The following is a 22,675-nucleotide window of genomic DNA, read 5'->3' as shown; positions in this document are numbered from 1 at the left end:
GTATTTAGTACGTTTTTAAGACTGCTAATGTTTTTTTAGAGAGTTAATTACTTCTGCCATGATTCTATGGCAGGGGTAATTATAATGTTGAGATCTCTTTTTAAATAGTACTATATCAAGTATAATAAATAATAAATAACGATAAAAAATAACCAATAACGGAGTATTAACCTTTAAAAAACCAAATAAAGAGAATAGAATAAAACATGACAAAAAAGAGTATAGATTGATGAGTAGTCCCAAATTTATCATTTGTATTTGACATTAATTTTTTTTTAAAATTATAAATAAATATCAATCACTACTATTGGCTAATGATTATGTATGAATCGGTAATAGTAATATTTATCTATAGAATTTAATTTGAGTTTATTTCCAATCGACGGCGGGCTTCCAATCTGCAGTTGAGCGAAACCCAGAAGTTTTTATACTTCTGTGGCCCAATTACTTATTTTCTATTAACTAATATTTATTAATTATGAAACATTATTACAGATTGCTCTTTTTGTTACTGTTTCCCTTACTTGCGTTGGCACAACCGGCCCACGGAAAAAAAGTAGTAGGGTATTATGCGCAATGGTCTATTTATGCTCGGGATTTCAATGTTCCGAAAATTGATGGAAGTAAAATAACGCATTTGAATTATTCTTTTTATGGGACAACTTATGATCCTGCCCATCCAGAGAATACAAAGTTAAAATGTTTGGACACCTATGCTGATTTTGAGCATATGGAAGGAGGCATTCCCTGGGATGCGCCAGTAAAAGGAAACTTTTATGATTTAATGAAATTAAAAGAAAAGTATCCTCATTTAAAAATTTTAATTTCTGTTGGAGGTTGGACAAAAGGACAAGATCTTTCTCCAATTGCTGCAAGTCCTGTAGCAAGAGCGGCTTTAGCAGCAGATATGGCAAACTTTATTACTACATATCCATTTATAGACGGTTTCGACATCGATTGGGAATATCCTCTTTCGGGCGGAACTGACGGTACTGAAATAGTAAATGGTTCGCCTGTTCCTCCACAAAAATATAGTCCTGACGATAATAAAAATTTAGTGCTTTTATTGAAAGCGATGCGTCAGGCAATGCCAAATAAACTGGTTACAATTGCTGCTGGAAACAATGTTAGAAATGTTTCTAAACAGTATTTAGGGCCAAACAACAGAGCACAATACGGAATGACAGAAGATATTTCGACTTATTGTGACTATATCACTTATTTCGGATACGATTTTGGCGGTAACTGGTACGATAAAACTTGTTACAACGCACCTTTATATGCAAGCGGAAACCCTAATGACCCGTTGTATGGCGCAACGCAATCAGAATCATTAGACGAATTAACAAATCAATATTTGAATGTGATTGGTTTTCCTGCGAATAAATTAATTATGGGATTGCCTTTTTACGGAAAAAAATTCGATAACGTTGCTGCAAATTCAACAAACGGATTATTTGTTTCAGCACCAAGATATGTTGTTCCTGGATGTACAAATCCGCAAAACCCAACAGGAACATGGGATGGTTCTGGAGCTTGTGAAAAATCTGGAAGTATCGAAATCTGTGATTTAGTTGGAAATCCAGTTACCAATTCACACGCTTATTTAGATCCAAATACTATGCAGGTTACTGCAAGTGCAGCTTCAGCAGGCTGGGTGAGATATTGGGATAACACAACAAAAGTTCCTTATTTATATAATGCTACTTCAAAAGAATTTATTTCTTATGAAGATAAACAGTCAATGGATTTAAAAGTTCAATATATAAAATCTAGAAACTTGGCTGGAGGTATGATTTGGGAATTATCTCAAGATACAAGAGGCTCAATTCCGAATTCATTATTAAACCAAGTTGATACTTCTTTTGGAAGCGTTGTTCCGGGAACAGTTAGTATTTCAGGTTCTGTAAAAAACGGATCAGCTTTGGTTACCAATGTTACGGTTGAATTGCGAAATGCAAGCAATGCCGTAATTCAAACAGTAGTTTCTGCTACAGGAAACTTTGCTTTCAATAATTTAACTTCAGGACAAAACTATTCTCTTACAGCAGTAAAAGCGAGTTATACATTTGTTCCAGTATCGTTAACAAATGTTACAACTAATCAGACAGCAATTGTAATCAATGGAACTCAGCCAACGTACACTGTAAGCGGAACAGTTCTTGACGGAACAACAGGAGTTTCTGGTGTAACAATTTCGGCAGTTTCTGGAAGCACAACATTAACAGCGGTTTCAAATGCAAGCGGAGTTTACAGCGTTGCAGGTTTAACAGCGGGATTAAACTTTACAGTTTCAGCTGCAAAATCTGGATTTTCTTATACACCAGCTTCAACTGTTTACAATGCAATTGATGCCAATAAAACGTTGAATTTCACGCAGGGCGCGGCAGTTGCAAATTATACTGTAAGCGGAACAGTTCTTAACGGAACAACTCCAGTTTCTGGTGTAACAGTTACAGCATCTTCTACAGCAGGAAATGTTTCTGCAACAACTAATTCTAGCGGAGCTTATTCGCTAACTTTAGCTTCTGGCGGAAATTATACTGTTATTGCAGCTTTAACAGGACAAACATTTACTCCAGCTTCAACAGTTTATTCTAATTTGAATGCTAATAAAACGTTGAATTTTACTCAAGATGTCGCAACAACTACAAGTAAAATCAGCGGAACAGTTAAAAACGGAACAACTCCAGTAGCAGGTGCAAAAGTAGAATTGGTTTTACCTTGGACAGATAATAATCACAACTGGAAAAGTGTTTTGGCAACAACAGATGCACAAGGAAAATACAGTTTTGATAATTCAGTTATAGACGGTTATACACAAGCTTTAAGTTTAAAACTAAACTCATGGCAAAATGGGGAAGTAGCTTATTATCCAAATAATTTAGCAAACTTCGCAATTCCTACAACTCCAACTGTTTATAATTTTAATACAAGTTCAACGGCTAAAGCAGCATTGGCAGCAGCTACAAACTTAATCAGTGGAACAGTTAAAAACGGAACAACTCCAGTTTCTGGTGCAAAAGTAGAAATCGTTTTACCTTGGACAGATAATACACATAACTGGAAAAGTGTTTTAGCAACAACAGACGCATCAGGAAATTACACTTTTGATAATTCAGTTGTAGCGGGTTATAACCAAATTTTAAGTTTAAAATTAAATTCATGGGAAAATGGTGAAGTGACTTATTATCCAAATAACTTAGCCAACTTCGCAGTTCCAACAACTCCAACGGTTTATGATTTTAATAGACAAGCGGTGGTTGCTACTAAGCCAGTGGTTACGATTACAGCACCAACGGCTACAGCGATTGCTATAAATTTAGGATCAGCAATTAATTTTGTTGCAAGTGTTGGATTAAGTGCTACAGATGCCACTACAATATCATCTGTCGTATTTAGTTTAGACGGACAAACCATAAGTGCGACCAATTCTTCTGGAACTTATACAGCGAGTTGGATACCAGCGGCAAATCAGTTTTCGCAAAGTCATACATTAACGGTTACGGCTACTGCATCAAACGGAACAACAGATTCAAAAACATATAGTTTTACATTAACTTGTTCAGGTGCAAACTGTCCAAATTCATTACCAACAATTACTTGGAATTCACCATCGAATACTACTGTATATCAAAGTTCTTTTCAAGCTGTGCCAATTTCAGTTACAGCGGTTGATAGCGACGGAACGGTTTCAGGTGTTACTATTACCATAAATGGCGGAACATTTAATATGACGGCAGGTACAAATAATACTTATACGTATAATTTTACGCCAACTGCTTATCAGGATTATCCAATTGTAATCAAAGCAACGGATAATAAAGCTGCTGTGACTACTTTAAACAATACTATTAAAATTGCTACAATAAGTGGTAATAGATTCATACCGCTTCCATCTAAAATTATTTTAGGGTATGCGCATTCGTGGGAAAATACTTCTGCGCCATTCTTATATTTTTCTCAAATAAAAGGAAGTAAATTTAATGTAGTGGATTATTCTTTCGTAGAAACCGTTAATCGCGATGGTTATACGCCAATACTAACTACAAATGACGCTAGATATTTGACCAATGGCGTTTTTGATAAGCAATTATTGAAAAATGATATCAAAACTTTAAGAGATAGTGGTGTTCCAGTTATTGTTTCTATTGGAGGTCAAAATGGTCATGTTGTTTTAGAAAACGTAACTCAGAAAAATATTTTCGTTAATGGTTTGAAAGCTATTATTGACGAATACCAATTTGATGGAGTTGATATTGATTTTGAAGGTGGATCTATGAATTTTAGCGCTGGAGGTTTAAGAGATATTTCTTATGCGGGTATTTCTGCTTATCCGAGATTGAAAAACGTAGTTGATGCATTTAAAGAATTAAAAGCATACTATGGCCCTGGATTCTTGTTAACTGCAGCTCCAGAAACACAATATGTACAAGGTGGATATACTACTTACACAGATACTTTCGGTTCGTTCTTGCCAATCATTCAAAACTTGCGTAACGAATTGGATTTGTTAGCAGTGCAATTGTATAACACAGGAGGAGAAAACGGATTAGACGGCCAGTATTATGGTACAGCTAAGAAAGCAAACATGGTTACTGCCTTGACTGATATGATCATAAAAGGATATAACATTGCTTCAACAGGAATGCATTTTGATGGTTTGCCAGCTTCAAAAGTTCTTATTGCATTACCAGCTTGTCCGAGTGCGGCAGGTAGTGGTTATTTAACTCCGACAGAAGGAATTAATGCTATGGATTATTTAAGAAACGGAACCAATTTCTCTGGAAGAACATACACTATGCAGCCAGGCGGACCATATCCTTCTTTAAGAGGTTTAATGACTTGGTCTGTAAACTGGGATGCCTCTTCTTGCGGTAATTCGTCTGAATTGTCTAAAGCGTACGCGGCTTATTTTGCATCGCAAGGCACAGCAAAAACATTGGCTGTAGGAGATATAACGGCTGAAAGCAATACAACTGTGGCTTATTTTAGAAACAATACTTTATCAGTATCTAACGAAACAGAAGAGATTGCTCAGGTTGATGTATTCAATACAATAGGACAGAATGTTACAAGCCATAGAAATATTCAAAACAATAAAGAAGTATTGCTTAATAGCCCAAGTTTTGCTAGTAAACAGATTTTTGTTGTAATAGTAACAGATAAATCAGGTCACAAAAAGTCATTGAAAGTAATGAACTTTTTGAACTAATATAAAATGATTGAAAACTTAGAAATAGAAAATTGGGATGGTTAAAATTGAGTTTGGTTATTTATGTTTTAATCTATTTTTATTTCGAACAAATGCTGTGAACTGAGGTAATTTGTTATTTGGTTTTTGCCTCAGGTAGCGCATTATGAACCCGACAATTTTATTGTCGGGTTTTTTTTGTATTAAAGTAAACACAATTTTGTCATCTCGACGAAGGAGAGATCACACTAGCGAATGGACAAAGATTGGAAATTTTCTTTGCGGACTTTTTTGTGTGATCTCTCCTTCGTCGAGATGACAAATACAAAATTTAAACTTTGTGTTCTTTGCGAAAACCCTTTGCGTTCTTTGCGGTTAAAAATTGTACTTTTGACCCCAGAATTATTGCATAAAACTTCATGAAGAAATCATTCACTATTTTAATCGTATTTTTAATTTTTGTTACTTCTTTCAGTCAAAACAAATTCGGAAAAGCAGAAGTAGATCCTGTTCAAATTCAGAAATCATATACAGACTGGTCTGCTTATCAAAGTAAAAACATTATGCTTTCCAGAGATTTTACAGCTTTGGATTTTTCTTCAAAAGAAATCTCAAAAGAATCTTTTTTGGATCAATTAGCAAACGGAAATTTCATACCAATTCGATTAAAATCTGAAGCTGATATTTACGTTTATAAACTCTTCAAAATACTGCCAAAAACAGATACAAGCATAAAAGCGACAATCAATCAAATTGGATTTGATGCTTATAAAAATTATAAAATGGAAGGAACAGCATTTCCGCAATTTTCATTTAAAGATTTAGACGGAAATTTGGTAACCAACGAATCCATGAAAGGGAAAATTATCGTGATAAAATGCTGGTACATTCACTGCACGCCGTGCATCAGAGAATTTCCTCAAGTCAACAAACTAGTTGAAGAATATAAAGACAGAAAAGATATCGTTTTTATGAGTTTAGCCGAAGATTCAGCAGAACAATTAAAAACATTCTTAGCCAGAAAACCACTTTCATATTCTGTAATTCCAGATATGAAAGAATATATGAATAATGCTTTGCAGTTGAATTCATTTCCAACACATTTTATTTTAAACAAAGAAGGAATGATTGCAAAAGTGCTTCCTAATTTTGAGAGTCTTGAAGTGGCTTTGGCGAAAGAAAGTAAAATGTAGTTTTTTTAACCATATAAGCTCATGTAAGAGATTATAAGTTTTTTTTCTTATAGCAGAAATTATAAGTTTAGTTTTAAATGAACTTATATCACTTATATGGTTTTATTTTCTATGTAAAGTTCCTTCTCTGCGCTTTTGCGACTCTGCGAGAACCCATCATCAGCATAAATAACTTTGAACCTTTGCGCCTTTGCAACTCTGAACCTTTTTCCGTACTTTTGCACCAAATTAATTAAAAAGACATTCATGTTAACAGTCAATAATTTATCAGTTCAGTTTGGTAAAAGAATTTTATTCGACGAAGTAAATACTACGTTTACTCACGGAAATATTTACGGCGTTATTGGAGCAAATGGTGCAGGAAAATCTACTTTCTTAAAAGTTATTTCGGGCGATATCGACCCAACTTCTGGACACATTCATTTAGAGCCGGGAAAACGTATGTCGGTTTTAAACCAGAACCACAACATGTTCGACGAACATACTGTTTTGGAAACCGTTTTAATGGGAAATAAAGTTCTGTACGCTGTTAAAAAAGAAATGGATGAACTTTATTTAGATTATAATGATGCTAATGCAGACAGAATAGGGGAATTACAAGTTCAGTTTGAAGAAATGAACGGATGGAACGCCGATTCTGATGCAGCTGCGATGTTATCTAACTTAGGAATCACAGAAGCAGATCATTATACTTTAATGGCAGATATGGAAGGAAAAATGAAAGTACGTGTGCTTTTGGCGCAGGCACTTTTTGGAAATCCTGACTTGCTGATTATGGATGAGCCTACCAACGATTTGGATTTCGAGACAATCGCTTGGTTAGAAAACTTCTTGGCAAACTACGAAAACACTGTAATCGTTGTATCTCACGACCGTCACTTTTTGGATGCGGTTTGTACGCATATTTCTGATATTGATTTCGGAAAAATCAATCACTACTCAGGAAACTATACGTTCTGGTACGAGTCTAGCCAATTAGCGGCAAAACAGCGTGCACAGCAAAACAAAAAAGCAGAAGAGAAGAAACAAGAGTTGGAAGAATTTATTCGTCGTTTTAGTGCAAACGTGGCGAAATCGAAACAAGCAACTTCTCGTAAAAAAATGATTTCGAAATTAAATATTTCTGAAATTAAACCTTCTAGTCGTCGTTACCCAGCGATTATTTTCGATCAGGATCGTGAAGCGGGAGATCAGATTTTAAATGTAGAAAACTTAGCAGCTTCTGTAGACGGAGAAGTTTTATTTAAAGATATTAACTTGAATATGGCGAAAGGCGATAAAATCGTTCTTTTCTCTAAAGATTCACGTGCTACAACTGCTTTCTACGAAATCTTAAACGGAGAACAAAAAGCAGACGCAGGAACTTTTGATTGGGGAATTACAACCAATCAAGCGTATTTGCCAGCTGAAAACCATAAATATTTTGAAAACGATTTGACTTTGGTTGACTGGTTACGTCAGTACGCAAAAACAGAAGAAGAGCGTGATGAGGTATTCATTAGAGGTTTCCTTGGTAAAATGATTTTCTCTGGAGAAGAAGCTCTTAAAACTTCTAGAGTTTTATCTGGAGGAGAAAAAGTACGTTGTATGTTGTCTAGAATGATGATGGAGCGTGCTAACGTTTTAATGCTAGATGAGCCAACAAACCACTTAGATTTGGAGTCTATTACAGCTTTCAACAACTCATTGAAAAACTTTAAAGGTTCTGTAATTTTCACAACGCATGACCACGAGTTCGCGCAAACAGTTGGTAACAGAATCGTAGAGTTGACGCCAAACGGAGTTATCGACCGTTACATGACATTTGACGAATATCTTGATGATGAAAAAATTCAAGAACAAAGAAAAAAGATGTACAATCTTTAATCTTTAAATTCCAATATATTAAAATCCCAAATTCCAAATTAAAATTGGAGTTTGGGATTTTCTATTCTATATCTTTCAAGCATAGTTTGTCATTTCGACCGAAGGGAGAAATCTTCGCAAGTAGCTCGACAAAGATTGGACTTTGTTTTAAATGATAAAAAAATCCCAAACTCCAAGTTTTAAATTGGAATTTGGGATCTTTTATTTGTTTATTTTGCTACTATTTGCTACCGAACATTTTAGCGAAAATCCAGATAATAATCGCAATGATAAAGATTACGATAAAAATTCCGAATCCCATTCCGGCTTTAAAAATGTCTCCAATAACTTCACAGCTTGAAAATGAAAACAGTATAACAAATACCATTAACAATCTTAGTATTTTATTTTGCATGATTCTGATGTTTTAAATTGATACTTAAAATTACTTCAGGAATAGGCAAAATGTGTTATAGAATTTTTTGGAAATGTTTTAGGATTTGGATTTAGAATGTTTTTCGTTTAAAATTTTAATGAAGGTATTGCGGTCAAAATTTTTTAGAAATCCAGACTTTTCACCTTTGTCTAATTCTTTAATTAGTTTTTTGATTTTGATTAATTTCTGGTTTGACATTTGATTGTTTATTTTCTTCTACTAATTTATTGTATTCATTCATAAAATCTTCATCAGGTATAATTTGATCAATTATTGGCTGAATTGTTTTCGTAAAACTTTCTAATTCTTTTTCTCTTTTTGCTTTGTCAGATTGTAAAAAGCTTCTTATCATTTCTATGGCACCAACTCTTTTTAAGTCTTGTGATTGTTTGTTTGATATCATTTTTAAAGTAACTCTTAGCCAGATGCTTAGTTGCCAGCATAGGAGATCAAAACAAGATTCATAAATGGCTTCATCGTTTTTATCTAACTGTGAAATGTCGTCTGACATTTTTTTTAAAAAGTTATTTTTCTTATCTGGTATTAATTCAAAACATTTTATAAAGCTGTCAACATAAGCTACATGGGCGAATTTGTTTCTTATTTCTGCAAATATTTGAAAATCTGAAGAAATTTCCTTAGGAATGAATTTTAAATCTACTAATAAATTTATTTTAGAAGTAAAACTTAAAGCCATGTTTTTATTTCCAAATGATATAGATTTATCTTTCTCAATTTCTAATAATAAAGAAAGTAATTGAGATATTGATTCTTCAAATCCTACTGCTGTTTCTATAACCTTTGCTCTAGTAGTTTCCATTTTTTTTCTTTCTTAATATTTTTATTTAAAATTCAATCTCTTTTTTTCTTTTTTCTTTGAGTTTTTCAAGATTGGCTTTTCTTTCGTGTTTGTAATCAAACTCTTCATCTATTTTCATAACGAATTTAGATTTATTAAAATAATAATCATCTTTTCTCGGTTCTAAATAATCTCCCACAACATATTGAGGCATAGAATTAAATAATAAAACCGTTATGTATGAAAAGGTTTTTCCAAGTTCGTCATTTAGTATTTTATATTCTTCAAGAGTTAATTTTCCTAATTCCGTTCGGTCTTGTGCAATTTGTATTTTTTCTTTTAACTGATCAGGTGAGGTGTGAACATATTTACAAAGATTTCCGTACATACGTCTGACTTCTAAAGAAAATTCATCAATTAGATTTTGATCATTTTGAAAGAAGGGATATTTTAGTTTTTTTATTATTGTAATTCCAGGATCTTTTAGTAAATCTTGAAAGTTTTTGATTTGAATTTCAAAATCTAAGTTGCTATTTTGTTGGTTGATATATGCTGCTTTTATTGCTAGCTCAATAATAAAACGGCATTCTCTTCTACATTGATTTCTATATCCATTTTTCATTAAAATTTCAATAGCTGATAATGTTTCAATAAATTCATCACTTACTCTTAGAAAGAAATTATCTTTGAAATCAAGAGGACCTCTTTGGTAGTTGAAAATTGAAAAAATGATGCTATCAGAGAAAGAGTTGCAAATTTTGTTATGACGATCTATTTCTAATTGTATTTCGTTATTCATGTAAAATTTAAAATGATGGATTAATCTTTTAAATTATATTTTAGATTTCTCCAGTTATTTTCTTTTGCTAAAATATGTCTTTAAATTAAAGAACAAAACAAGAAAAGTAAGATTTTGTTTAGAAATAAAAAAATGTCTAGATTGATTTCTAAATTATTCAAAAAATATTTCCAACCCCAACACCCCAACAAATAAAATCAGATTCCGTATATTTGCGCAACCAAACATTACAATCACTTATGAGTCAAAAAGTATTACTTAATTCGAAAGAAGTTACTATCATACTCCATCGTTTGGCTTGTCAGTTAATCGAAAAACATCTTGATTTCTCTGAAACTATTTTAGTTGGAATTCAGCCGAGAGGTGTTTTTTTAGCTGAACGTTTAAAACAAATATTAGAAAACGAATACAAGGTTCCTGAAATCTCTTTAGGATATCTGGACATCACTTTTTTTAGAGATGATTTCCGTCGTACTGATAAACCGCTTGAAGCCAATAAAACCCAAATCAATTTTATAGTCGAAGACAAAAAAGTCATTTTTATTGATGACGTTTTGTTTACTGGAAGAAGCATTCGTTCGGCGCTAACAGCCATTCAATCTTTTGGAAGACCTTCAGAAATTGAATTGTTAGTTTTAATAGACAGACGTTTCAGCCGTCATTTACCAATTCAACCCGATTATAGAGGCCGTCAGGTAGATGCTATTAATGGTGAAAAAGTAATTGTAAGCTGGAAAGAAAATGATGGTGAAGATGTTGTTCACCTAGTGACGAATTAAATTTGGTTAATCGTGTAATCGGTTAATTGTTTAATCGATTTATTTCGATTAAATAATTTAACAAATTTTAAAATTAGTTGAACCGTTAAATCGCAAAGCAGACGATTAAACAATTAAACAAATAAACGGTTAAACATTAAAAAAACGATTAAACAATTCAACGATTAAACATATAAACACACACAATGAAAGAATTAAGCGTAGATCATTTATTAGGAATCAAATATATCAACGAGAATGATATTAACCTGATTTTTGAAACGGCAGATCATTTTAAAGAAGTCATTAATAGACCAATTAAAAAAGTTCCTTCATTACGAGATATTACCATTGCCAATATTTTCTTCGAAAACAGTACCAGAACCAAACTCTCTTTCGAATTAGCGCAGAAACGTTTATCTGCTGATGTGATCAGTTTTTCTGCAGCTCAGTCATCGGTTAAAAAAGGAGAAACCTTGATTGATACTGTAAACAATATCCTTTCGATGAAAGTAGATATGGTTGTAATGCGCCACTCTAATCCCGGAGCGGCTTATTTTTTATCTAAAAATGTCAAAGCAAGCATCGTAAACGCAGGAGACGGAGCACATGAGCATCCAACTCAAGCTTTATTGGACAGTTATTCTATCAGAGAAAAATTGGGTGATGTTGCTGGAAAAAAAGTAGTTATTGTAGGCGATATTCTGCACTCGCGTGTAGCGCTTTCAAATATATATGCTTTGCAGATGCAAGGCGCAGAAGTAAAAGTTTGCGGACCAAAAACGTTGATTCCGAGATATATTGAATCGCTTGGAGTTACGGTTGAACCAAATTTGCGAAAAGCTTTAGAATGGTGCGACGTTGCGAATATGCTTCGTGTACAAAACGAACGTATGGATGTGAATTTCTTCCCATCGACACGTGAGTACGCACAGCAATACGGAGTTGATAAACCATTATTAGATTCTCTTGGAAAAGAAATCGTAATCATGCACCCAGGACCAATTAATAGAGGAGTAGAAATTACTTCTGAAGTGGCCGATTCTGATCATTCGGTTATTTTGAATCAGGTGGAGAATGGGGTTGCGATTAGAATGGCGGTTATTTATTTATTGGCTTCTAAAATTCAATAGTTTTGTTTCAAGTTTAATGTTTCAAGTTATTGTTGGACATGATATTTTTTTACCGCAAAGCACGCTAAGTTTTATAACAAGCGAAACTTAATAAATATGTAAAGTTCGCAAAGCTTTGTGTAGATTTAGCTTTGCGAACTTTGCAGGTTCTAGAAGTAACTGATAAAAAAACTTAGCGTGCTTTGCGTTAAAATCAAACTTTAAGTAAAGAACCTGAAACCTGAAACTTGAAACAACAAAAAAAACTTAGTAAATTAGCATAAACAAATATAAGCCCCATAAAATTATAAAATGAAAGTAGATCAAAAAGGACATACCGTTACTATTAAAGATACTCAAGGAGATGTAAACGCTTTCTTGGAAAAAGTAACGCAACAGTTTAAAACCTTTGAAAAACAAAATGTCATAATCGATTTATCAGCAGATACTACGATTACAGAAAAAGATTTAAAAGCTTTTTTACCGCTTTCTAAGCTTCAGAAAAAAGCAAAAAAATCGTTTGTAATTGTTGCAACAGACCTTGATTTTAATGCTATTTCAGATAAATTAGCAGTCGTTCCTTCACTTTTGGAAGCACATGATATTATCGAAATGGAAGAAATCGAAAGAGATTTAGGATTCTAAAATTGATTTAATTGTTTATTCGTTTAACCGTTTAATAGATTTGATGTAATTTTAGACGATTAAACGATTTACCAAATAAACGAATAAACAATAAATTGAAATTAACTATACTTGGCTGTTACGCCGCAACTCCGAGAACACTTACTAATCCGACTTCGCAGGTTCTAGAAATTAAAAATCGACTGTTTTTGATTGATTGCGGAGAAGGTACTCAAGTTCAGCTTCGAAAGAATAAGATTAAATTCTCAAAAATCAATCACATTTTTATTTCCCATCTTCATGGTGATCATTTGTACGGATTAATTGGAACGATTTCTACTTTTTCTCTTTTAGGAAGGACAACCGATTTGCATGTTTATGGCCCAAAAGGAATTAAGGAATTGATTTTACTTCAATTGAAATTGACTGAATCTTGGACAACTTATTCTTTGTTTTTTCACGAATTAGAATCAAAAGAAAGCGAAGTTGTTTTTGAAGATAAAAAGGTGATTGTAAAAACGATTCCGTTAAAGCATCGTGTTTATACAAATGGTTTTCTGTTTCAGGAAAAACCAGACGAAAGAAAACTTGATGTTGAAGCAGTCCAACGTTATAACATTCATGTGGCTTATTACCAAAAAATAAAAAACGGAAGTGATATTACGCTTGACGACGGAACTGTTGTTGAAAACCAAAAACTTACTTTTGATCCTCCGCCAACAAAAAGTTATGCATTCTGTTCTGATACGGTTTACAACGAAGAAGTAATTCCAATTATTCAGAATGTGGATGTTTTATACCATGAATCTACCTTTTTAGAGTCGGAAGCGAGATTGGCTGAAAAAACATTGCATTCGACTGCAAAAGAAGCTGCAAATATTGCTTTAAAAGCGAATGTGAAACAATTAATCTTGGGACATTATTCAACACGTTATGATGGAATAGAGCCATTTAAGAAAGAGGCAGAAACTGTGTTTCCAAATGTGCTTTTAGGAGATGATGGCGTAAGTTTTGAATTATAATTTAAAAGGTTCTGAGATGCTGAGGTTCTAAGTTTTTTTATAATTAAAACTTTAAATCTGAAACAAAATAAACTTAAAACAAAAAAAGATGAGTGATTTAAGTAATTATAGAAGATCATACGAGAAAAGTGAATTGCTAGAAAATACTATTCCTGAAGACCCAATTAATCTTTTTAACCGATGGTTTCATGAAGTGGAAGATTTTGGCGGAAGCGGTGAAGTAAACGCAATGACTGTTTCTACGATTGGTTTGGACGGATTTCCGAAATCTCGTGTTGTTCTCTTAAAGAAATTCTCGGAAGAGGGATTTATATTTTATACCAATTATAATTCAGAAAAAGGAAAAGCAATAGAAGTGAATCCGCATGTTTGTTTGTCATTTTTTTGGCAGGAAATGGAACGTCAGGTAATTATTAAAGGAATTGCCCAGAAAACTTCTGAAATCATTTCAGATAATTATTTTGATTCACGTCCAGATGGAAGCAAGCTTGGCGCTATCGTTTCTAATCAAAGCGAGGTGATTCCATCAAGAGATTTTTTAGAAGAAAACCTAAAAAAACTCGAAACGGATTATGAAGGAAAATCTATTCCGAGACCTGAAAACTGGGGAGGATATATTGTCACACCGTTACAAGTTGAATTCTGGCAAGGAAGAGCAAATAGGCTTCATGACAGGATACGTTATACAGGCCAATCTGACTTTTCTTGGAAGATTGAGCGACTTTCTTCTTAGTTTTGTAAGATTTTTACAGTTATCAATAAAAATTAAGTGTATTTCATCGATTATTTTTGTAGTTTAGCGATGAATTGAATATGTTTGGTATAGAAAAAACAGACGATATTTATTCAACAATAAATTTAAAGGATTTGCCCCAACATTTACTTTAAACTCGCTAAAATGCTGATGATTATGAAAAAGATTAAGCGCATCATGTTGTTCATTGCGATTCTCATCGCAATGAACTCATGTTCTGCCGATACAGCTGAAGGAAACGCGGATACTACTACAAAAATTATCGTTTCTAATTATACGTACAACGATACGGAACTCCAAACGATGAAGCTTATAAACGAACACCGAGCTAGTGTTGGTTTAAATGCTTTGGAGAGAATCAATCATATATCTTATAAATGTGAAGAACATAATGAGTATATGATTGCGAATAATGTTGTGAATCATAATGATTTTGTCGAAAGATCTCAAAATATTACTAATGTTTTAGGAGCTAAAAAAGTTGGTGAGAACGTTGCCTACAACTATAAAACTCCTGAAGCGGCTTTGAGAGCCTGGCTTGATAGTCCAGGCCACAAAGAAAATATCGAGGGCGATTTTACGCACTTCGGAATATCTGTTACTACAGATGCTGCTACAGGCAAAAAATATTACACTAATATTTTTGCTAAAATTTAAACGTATATTGAACAGGTTGGTTTTTTAGAAGCCGTTGCAATTCATAGAATTGCAACGGCTTTTTAATTAGAAAAAAAGCCATCCGAGTTGGACAGCTTTTTCTAGGTTGGTTATGTTAGTAAATCAATTACAGTGCAGTGATTATGAATTCGCTTCGTCTATTTGCTTGATGTTCTTCTTCTGTACATTGAACTCCATCAGAACATTTATTGACTAATTGGGTTTCGCCATAACCTTTTCCAGTTAAACGGTTGGCAGAAATACCATTTTTAATAAGCCATTGAATAGTTGATTTTGCTCTTCTGTTAGACAATGCTTCATTGTATTGATGTGAAGCTCTACTATCTGTATGCGAACGAATATCTAGTTTCATAGTTGGATTGTCGTTTAAAACCACTAATATTTTTTCTAAATCTAAAGCAGCTTCAGGTCTTATGTTAGATTTATCCAAATCAAAATAAATCATTTTAATTCCGAAACAAACACCTAAATCATCGCCAACAGTGACTTTACAGGTTGCTTTTTCTAATGCAATTGGCAAATCGGTCTTACCGCTAGATTTTGGAATTGTAATACTTACTTCTTTGGTTGTATATTCTGGTTTTTCGGCTCTTACATAATAGCTTTTTCCGCATTCAACAGAGAAGCTGTATTTTCCTGATGCATCTGCAATTACTGAGTTTTTAAGCGACATTTCACTGTCGTATAAAGTCACTTTTGTACCAGGTAAAGTTATTCCGGTTTCTGCATCAGTTATAATTCCTTCCAGTTCTTGAATGCATCTTAGTTTTCTTGTTTCTAAGAATTTATAAATATCATCAGAACCTTGACCTCCATCTTTGTTAGAGGTAAAATATCCTCTTCTGGAAACAGGATCGATGATGTAAGCAAAATCATCTTTTGGTGAATTTACATCTGCTCCAACATTTTGAATATCGGAAAACTTACCATCGTTATCAATACCAGCAACAAAAACATCTAAACCTCCTAGTCCTGGATGTCCATCTGATGAAAAATAGATTTCATTTTCGCTGGTTACATAAGGAAAGGTTTCTTTTCCTTCAGTATTGATCGTATTTCCTAGATTTTCAGGTGTTCCATATCCGCCATTCGAATTAATACTTACTTTGTATAAATCAGATTGTCCGAAAGATCCTGGCATATCTGAAGCAAAATATAATGTTTTTTCGTCTGGACTTAATGAAGGATGTGCTGTACTATAATTATCACTGTTGAAAGGTAGTTCTGCAATGTTAGTCCATTTATTATCGCTGCCTAATTCTGCTTTGTAGATTTTGATTAAAGTAATTTTATTATCATCTTTTCCTTTTTTACCATTTATGAAATTGTTTCTCGTAAAGTAAACCGTTTTTCCATCTTTCGTAAAAACAGGAGATGCTTCATGGAATTTTGTATTAATAGCAGATTTAAACTTGTTCACTTTTGTGGTGCTTCCTGTTTCTGGATCAAGATCAGCATTGTATATATTTGTAAAATATTCTCCAGTCCATTTGTGTTTGCGCTGTGAAAAATTTCCTGTATCCCTCGCAGACGCAAAATAAAGTTTATTGTTATATACAAATGATCCGTAATCCGAATATTTGCTATTTACGCCAGCATCTTCTATTTTATATCTTCCAGAATTTGCTTTAATCTGATTCATGTAATTTACATCATTTTTATAAAGCTTACCTCTATTATCATTTTTTGATTTAGCATAAAAATCATCCAAAAACTTATTGGCTTTGCTGGTTTCGCCAATCGATTTTAATGATTGTGCATATCGAAAATAATATTCTGGTTCAACGGTTGTCGTGTTCATTGCAAATAATTCACCATACCATTTTGCCGCTCCTGCAAAATCAGAATTGAAGTAGTAAGAGTTTCCCAGCTTTTTGAACATATCTTCAGATTTGTAACCTTTATTAGCAACTTTTTCGTAGGTTTTTATGGCATCAACATAAGCGTAATTGTTATATTTCTTATCTCCAGAATTTACTTTTGACTGTTGTGCATAACTGCTAAATGAAAAAGCACTTATTATTGAAAGGAAAAGAAGTGTATAGTTTTTCATAATACTTTTTTTTAGAAGAAACGAGGAGTTGTCATTTTACCATTGTTTGTGAAGAATTCATAGCGCAGAAAGATTTCGTGCGAGCCAGAATTGTAGTTTTTCAAATTGGTTGTTTCATTGTCATATCCATAACCAATATATAGTCCGTCAGTAATCTGAAATCCTGCCATTGCACTTATTGCAGCATCCCATCGGTAAGCAACACCCAAGGTTAATTTTTCAAAGAATAAAAAGTTTGCAGAAACGTCTACTTGAAGTGGAGCTCCTTCAACCATTTTAGTTAAAACAGCTGGTTTAAATTTTAGTTCTTGCGAAAATTGGAAAACATAACCTCCCATTAAATAATAATTGATTTTGTCTTTGTAAATGGCAACATCATTATCATCATAACGATTGGTTTGGATGAAGTTAGGAACTGATAAGCCGATATAGGCTTTATCAGAATGCCAGTAAACTCCAGCGCCAACATTAGGTGAAAAGTCATTATCTAAGTTTTGAAATTGTGGATCTCCAGCAGTTTCAGGATTTAATTTAGTTACATCCAGATTGAATATATCTGCAGTACCTTTTATTCCAAAAGAAAGTTTCCATGTTTCTGAAGTTGGAATTGTATAGGAAAGGTCTACAGAAAATTGATTTTCTGTTGTAGGACCAATTTTATCATTAACTAAAGATACTCCAAGTCCAACATTGCTATTGTTTATTGGTGTATTAATAGAAATAGCATTAGTTTTAGGAGCACCATCTAATCCTATCCATTGATCACGATGTAAAGCAAAAACGCTTAAAACACCACGAGAACCAGCATAAGCAGGATTTATGTTTATTGTGTTGTACATATATTGTGTGAACTGTGCATCTTGCTGCGCACGTGCTGAATATGTAACCAACAGAATGACGAAGAAAAATAATTTTGTTCTCATAGTAGATTTTTATTATTTTAATAATTACTATTGATTTTTAAGACATTGAAAATCAATGTGTTGATTTATTCAAAGTTAACTAAAATTCTTAACAATTTTTGAATAACCCACTGTAAAATACTACTTTACAATGGGTTATGGTTTCTGTTATTTGGATAGATATAGATATCCATCTAATTTGTTATCTTGAAGATTGTTGTTTCCATCTAGAGACTTATAGTTTATGATGTAAAAATAAGTTCCTGTTGGTAGTCCATCAGATTGTTTAACAGTTGTTCTTCCTCTTGAAATTCCGTCGAAAGCATTCGTTGTATTATTATAGTTTGTAGTTTCAAAAACTAATATTCCCCAACGATTATATATTTCAACAGTATTACCTGGGTAACAAGTTAAATCATCAATATTGTCAATTTTGAATACATCATTTATTTGGTCGCCATTTGGAGAGAATGAATTATGTACTAATACTTTTCCACATGGTAAAACTCTACAATCATCATTTACTTCCATGTTCAGTGCAATTGTTCTTGGACAATTTTCATCGGCTATTAAATATTCAAAAGCATAATTTCCAAGTGCTAGACCAAACGGATTAAGAACATTTCCTTGAAGAGCATTAGTATTACTTTTATCAATCCAAGTTCCTGTATTTGGACTTCCTTCTGGAAGTAAACTGGTTAAATTGATCAGAGTTGAATCATCAGTACATGCTGTGCTTGTAATTTCAGTGACACCGTTTGGAACTACAGTAATTGTAATTGTTGCAGTATCACAGTTTTCAGCGTTTAGCTTATCGCAGATTCTGTAACTGTAAGTATAAGTGCCAGCAGGTGTCGAGCTTGAAACGTTTACATTTCCAGAACCATCAATCGTGATGTTAGGATCTGTTTTAGAATTATTGCCTTCAACAAGAAGTGTGAAGTTTACTAGCTCTAACGTCGCAGGATTTGTTCGTACTAGATCATTTGTTAATACATTACCAACTAATCCGAATGAATTACATCCAATATTACTGAAGCTGTCATCGTTTGCGACTATCGTTGCTGGTGTAGCTGGTGCAGTTACAATTACTGTAACGATAGCAGTATCACAGTTTCCAAAATCAGCATTTTCACAAATTTGGTAAGTCAATGTATATGTGCCAGCTGGTGTGTTTGGCGGAATATTTATTGATCCGTCAGGGTTTATCACCAATGTGCCAGTAGGATCAGGTGTTACGATAGTTAATGTAACGTCATTTATGTTTACTGTAGATCCGTTTAATGTATCATTAGTTAAAACATTTATGATGTTAGTGGCTCCAGGAACTCCATTTATAGGACCAGCGCTGTCATCATTTGCAACAATTGCGAATGTTGGTCTGGCAGTACAATATGGATCTGCAGGTGGATAATTAACTGTGATAGTCTGGCTTGGATTTAAAGATATTGTCAAATTAGCTGTCGGACGTAATTTCTCGAATCCATCAGCACCTTCAATCCATTTATTGTTTTCAAAAATCCAACCTGGCCAGTCAATTCCTTTTCCATTTTCATCAACAATAGCTCCAGGCCACAATACACGACCACTTAATGGAAGATCAGTCATTGTTGTTATTACATTATTATCGTTGTCTGCCCAAGCAATGGTCACACCATCTACAGGAGTGAAGTTTGTTGGTGTTACTACATAATCAATGTATGGAACATCATTTACACATATTGCTGTTGCTGTAACAGTCATAACAGGAGCCTCAATTGTAATTGTAACGGTTGCCGTATCACAATTATCTGTTTGATCTGCTTCGCAAATTTGATATACCATTGTTAATGTACCTACTGGTGCATTTGGTAATACATCTACAGATCCATCAGGATTTAATTGTAAAAATTCATTTGGTGTTACTGTTGTTATAATAACATCTGATGCAGTTACAGGATTTCCTTCTAAGGTGTCGTTTGTTAATACATTTAATACATTAGTTGTTGTATGATTTACTCCTACAATAGGACCTCCGTTGTCATCATTAGCAACAATGTCTCTGTACTCTTTACAGCTTACACCGAAGTCAGCATTTAAGTGAACTAAATCCTCTGGCGTTACATTAACAATATAACCGCTTTCTGTTGTTGTTTTACAAACTGTATGCAATTGTGTTTTGCTTGTTTTACCAGCAATGTTTTTAGCAGATACTGAAGGAAGTACTTTTACTAAACCAGTAAAACCTAAGTTTGCAGCCACATTATCGAAATTAGCATCTCTTACTAACTTAATAGCATATTGCCCATACGGATTTGCTGTATTTGGACGATCTCTCCAGAATCCTTCGATACCAACGATAACTTCTTCGTGATATCCATTTGGTCCGTCAATAATAACATTGGCGTTAAGTGCATTTCCGAAACCTCCTGCATTTAATTCTCCATTGTTTTGAGGTCCAGTGTAGCTTCCATCTCCGTTAAGATCTATCCATTCCCATTGGCTGTAATCAACAGCTCCATTAGCGTCTGGAATATTTTTGGTAACAGCACCATCATTGTTTGCATCGTACCATTCATCTTGGATTCCATTACTATTTGTATCATACCAAACATAATCACCAAGAACAGGAAGTTTTGATGCTCCATATTCGAAGTTATGAGTTTGGAAAACACAATCTTCAAGAGTAGTAAAGAACAAGCTAGAATCGACAGGATACAATTGATATGCACTATTTAAATTAGCATCTTGAACCTGTACCAAATAACTTCCGGCTGGCATTCCAACGAAATTGTACATTCCGTCTGCACCAGTAATACGCATTTGTATTGGTCCTGTAGTTGTTCCTTGAGGAATTAAAGTAACAGGTACATTTGCAATTGGAGTATTTGTATCTACATTAATAATTTGTCCAGAAATTTTTATAGTGTAAGTAGGCTGTGAGATTACAACTGTAGCTGTAGCCGAACAAATTTGATTTTCGCCATTTAATTGTGCAGTAGCAGTAAGTGTATAAGTTCCTGCAGGTAAATTGGTGTTGCCTACAATCTCATTTCTTTCATTTGTAATTACCACAGTTGACCCTGGACTATTGGTTACAATGATTGCACCATCTGTACCTCCAAAACAGCTTACATTTGTAGCAATTCCGCTTACAGAAACTTTATTTTCAACTGTAAAAGTTTGTACTAATTCAGTTTTATTTCCAGCACAATCTGTTAAAGTGTAAGTTCTTGTTAAGATATATGGTGTTCCATCGCAGCCACTTCCTCCATTATTTGTGTCTGTAATAGAAATATTTACTGTCGGACTGCAATTATCAGCAGCGTCTGTAATATCTGCTGGAGTTCCGGTAGGAATCAAATCAATACTTGCCAAATTAGTTACATCAGCAGGAGCAGTTCCTGTTGGAGCAGTTTTATCTCTTACTGTAATAACTTGAGTATGGGTAGCTGTGTTTCCTCCACAATCACTGGTTCTCCATGTACGAGTCAATGTATAGTTAGAATCGCATCCTTCTTGTTCATTAGATTTTACTTCTGAGAATACGATTGGCAAATCTCCATTGCAATTATCAGAAGCATTCATTTCTGCTGGTTGAGGAACTGCATCACACGATACCTCAATATCTAAAGGTAGATCACCAGTAAAGCTTGGCGCAGCAGTATCCTGAATAGTGATCACCTGAGTGAAAGTGTCAGAAGTGTTTCCGCAGTCATCTTTCACAGTCCATGTGTTGGTGTAGGTTCCAGCATTTGCGCATCCTTCAGAAGCCGTAAACTGTCCGCTTACTTTTATAATATTTGAAACATCGGCATCGCACAAGTCAGAAGCAGATGGGAATAAAGCCTGAGCATTTGCAAGTCCTGAAGCATCGCTGCATTCTAAAGTCACGTTCAATGAACCCGCAGCAGTAGTCCAAGTTGGGGCAGCAGTATCCTGAATAGTGATTATTTGAGTGAAAGTGTCGGAAGTGTTTCCGCAGTCGTCTTTTACAGTCCAAGTGTTGGTGTAGGTTCCAGCATTTGCGCATCCTTCAGAAGCGGTAAACTGTCCGCTTGCTTTTACGATATTTGAAACATCGGCATCGCATAGGTCAGAAGCAGATGGGAACATTGCCTGAGCATTTGCAAGCCCTGAAGCATCGCTGCATTCCAAAGTCACGTTCAATGAACCCGCAGCAGTTGTCCAGCTTGGCGCAGCAGTATCCTGAATAGTGATCACCTGAGTGAAAGTGTCAGAAGTGTTTCCGCAGTCGTCTTTTACAGTCCATGTGTTGGTGTAGGTTCCAGCATTTGAGCATCCTTCAGAAGCCGTAAACTGTCCGCTTACTTTTATAATATTTGAAACATCGGCATCGCATAGGTCAGAAGCAGATGGGAACATTGCCTGAGCATTTGCAAGCCCTGAAGCATCGCTGCATTCCAAAGTCACGTTCAATGAACCCGCAGCGGTTGTCCAGCTTGGGGCAGCAGTATCCTGAATAGTGATCACCTGAGTGAAAGTGTCAGAAGTGTTTCCGCAGTC

The 22,675-nt window shown here is 34.2% G+C and carries 15 protein-coding genes; 9 read left to right on the top strand and 6 right to left on the bottom strand.

The genetic code is table 11. The features are described from left to right. The first annotated feature begins 478 nt into the window (after positions 1-478). From chiA to OD917_RS00065, 3 genes are all read left to right on the top strand, one after another. The gene (chiA, locus tag OD917_RS00075; RefSeq protein ID WP_263521517.1) at positions 479-5,215 is read left to right on the top strand and encodes a T9SS-translocated chitinase ChiA; all 4,737 of its coding nucleotides are present in this window, start codon (positions 479-481) and stop codon (positions 5,213-5,215) included. A gap of 398 nt (positions 5,216-5,613) precedes the next feature. Further along, positions 5,614-6,387, top strand: coding sequence for a TlpA family protein disulfide reductase (locus OD917_RS00070; RefSeq protein WP_263521516.1), 774 nt, complete (start codon positions 5,614-5,616; stop codon positions 6,385-6,387). A gap of 246 nt (positions 6,388-6,633) precedes the next feature. Further along, on the top strand, positions 6,634-8,253 hold the full coding sequence (locus tag OD917_RS00065) for an ABC-F family ATP-binding cassette domain-containing protein (RefSeq protein ID WP_263521515.1): 1,620 nt from the start codon (positions 6,634-6,636) through the stop codon (positions 8,251-8,253). A 220-nt stretch (positions 8,254-8,473) separates the two neighbouring features. On the opposite strand, the gene OD917_RS00060 is transcribed toward OD917_RS00065, so the two are convergent. The 3 genes from OD917_RS00060 to OD917_RS00050 all read right to left on the bottom strand — a co-directional run bounded on the left by OD917_RS00060 (position 8,474) and on the right by OD917_RS00050 (position 10,266). Further along, the gene (locus OD917_RS00060) at positions 8,474-8,647 is read right to left on the bottom strand and encodes a hypothetical protein (RefSeq protein ID WP_165352393.1); all 174 of its coding nucleotides are present in this window, start codon (positions 8,645-8,647) and stop codon (positions 8,474-8,476) included. 178 nt (positions 8,648-8,825) lie between these two features. Continuing rightward, a complete protein-coding gene (locus tag OD917_RS00055; protein ID WP_263521514.1) occupies positions 8,826-9,488 on the bottom strand; it encodes a hypothetical protein in 663 nt (220 codons plus the stop codon). A 25-nt stretch (positions 9,489-9,513) separates the two neighbouring features. Next, positions 9,514-10,266, bottom strand: a complete 753-nt coding sequence (locus OD917_RS00050; protein WP_263521513.1) for a hypothetical protein — start codon at positions 10,264-10,266, stop codon at positions 9,514-9,516. 239 nt (positions 10,267-10,505) lie between these two features. On the opposite strand from OD917_RS00050, the gene pyrR reads away from it, so the two are divergent. The 6 genes from pyrR (at position 10,506) to OD917_RS00020 (ending at position 15,193) form a co-directional block, all read left to right on the top strand. Then, on the top strand, positions 10,506-11,045 hold the full coding sequence (gene pyrR, locus OD917_RS00045; protein WP_008468864.1) for a bifunctional pyr operon transcriptional regulator/uracil phosphoribosyltransferase PyrR: 540 nt from the start codon (positions 10,506-10,508) through the stop codon (positions 11,043-11,045). A gap of 185 nt (positions 11,046-11,230) precedes the next feature. After that, positions 11,231-12,157 (top strand): aspartate carbamoyltransferase catalytic subunit, encoded by a 927-nt coding sequence (locus OD917_RS00040; RefSeq protein WP_057120673.1) that lies wholly within the window; start codon positions 11,231-11,233, stop codon positions 12,155-12,157. A 291-nt stretch (positions 12,158-12,448) separates the two neighbouring features. Beyond that, positions 12,449-12,781, top strand: coding sequence for a ribonuclease Z (locus OD917_RS00035; RefSeq protein WP_263521512.1), 333 nt, complete (start codon positions 12,449-12,451; stop codon positions 12,779-12,781). A 95-nt stretch (positions 12,782-12,876) separates the two neighbouring features. Further along, the gene (locus OD917_RS00030) at positions 12,877-13,782 is read left to right on the top strand and encodes a ribonuclease Z (RefSeq protein WP_263521511.1); all 906 of its coding nucleotides are present in this window, start codon (positions 12,877-12,879) and stop codon (positions 13,780-13,782) included. Positions 13,783-13,870: 88 nt separating this feature from the next. Further along, entirely contained in the window at positions 13,871-14,515 is a 645-nt protein-coding gene (pdxH, locus tag OD917_RS00025) for a pyridoxamine 5'-phosphate oxidase (RefSeq protein ID WP_263521509.1), read from the top strand. 177 nt (positions 14,516-14,692) lie between these two features. After that, positions 14,693-15,193, top strand: a complete 501-nt coding sequence (locus OD917_RS00020) for a CAP domain-containing protein (RefSeq protein ID WP_263521508.1) — start codon at positions 14,693-14,695, stop codon at positions 15,191-15,193. A gap of 127 nt (positions 15,194-15,320) precedes the next feature. On the opposite strand, the gene OD917_RS00015 is transcribed toward OD917_RS00020, so the two are convergent. From OD917_RS00015 to OD917_RS00005, 3 genes are all read right to left on the bottom strand, one after another. Beyond that, the gene (locus OD917_RS00015) at positions 15,321-17,267 is read right to left on the bottom strand and encodes an OmpA family protein (RefSeq protein ID WP_263521507.1); all 1,947 of its coding nucleotides are present in this window, start codon (positions 17,265-17,267) and stop codon (positions 15,321-15,323) included. An 11-nt stretch (positions 17,268-17,278) separates the two neighbouring features. Next, positions 17,279-18,190, bottom strand: a complete 912-nt coding sequence (locus OD917_RS00010) for a type IX secretion system membrane protein PorP/SprF (RefSeq protein ID WP_263521506.1) — start codon at positions 18,188-18,190, stop codon at positions 17,279-17,281. 147 nt (positions 18,191-18,337) lie between these two features. Next, positions 18,338-22,675 (bottom strand): gliding motility-associated C-terminal domain-containing protein (locus tag OD917_RS00005; protein WP_263521505.1); only part of this gene is annotated, 4,338 nt, incomplete at its 5' end.

The sequence above is a fragment of the Flavobacterium sp. SH_e genome, assembly GCF_025717045.1.
GTDB lineage: Bacteria > Bacteroidota > Bacteroidia > Flavobacteriales > Flavobacteriaceae > Flavobacterium.
This window is presented reverse-complemented; position numbering and strand designations above follow the sequence as displayed.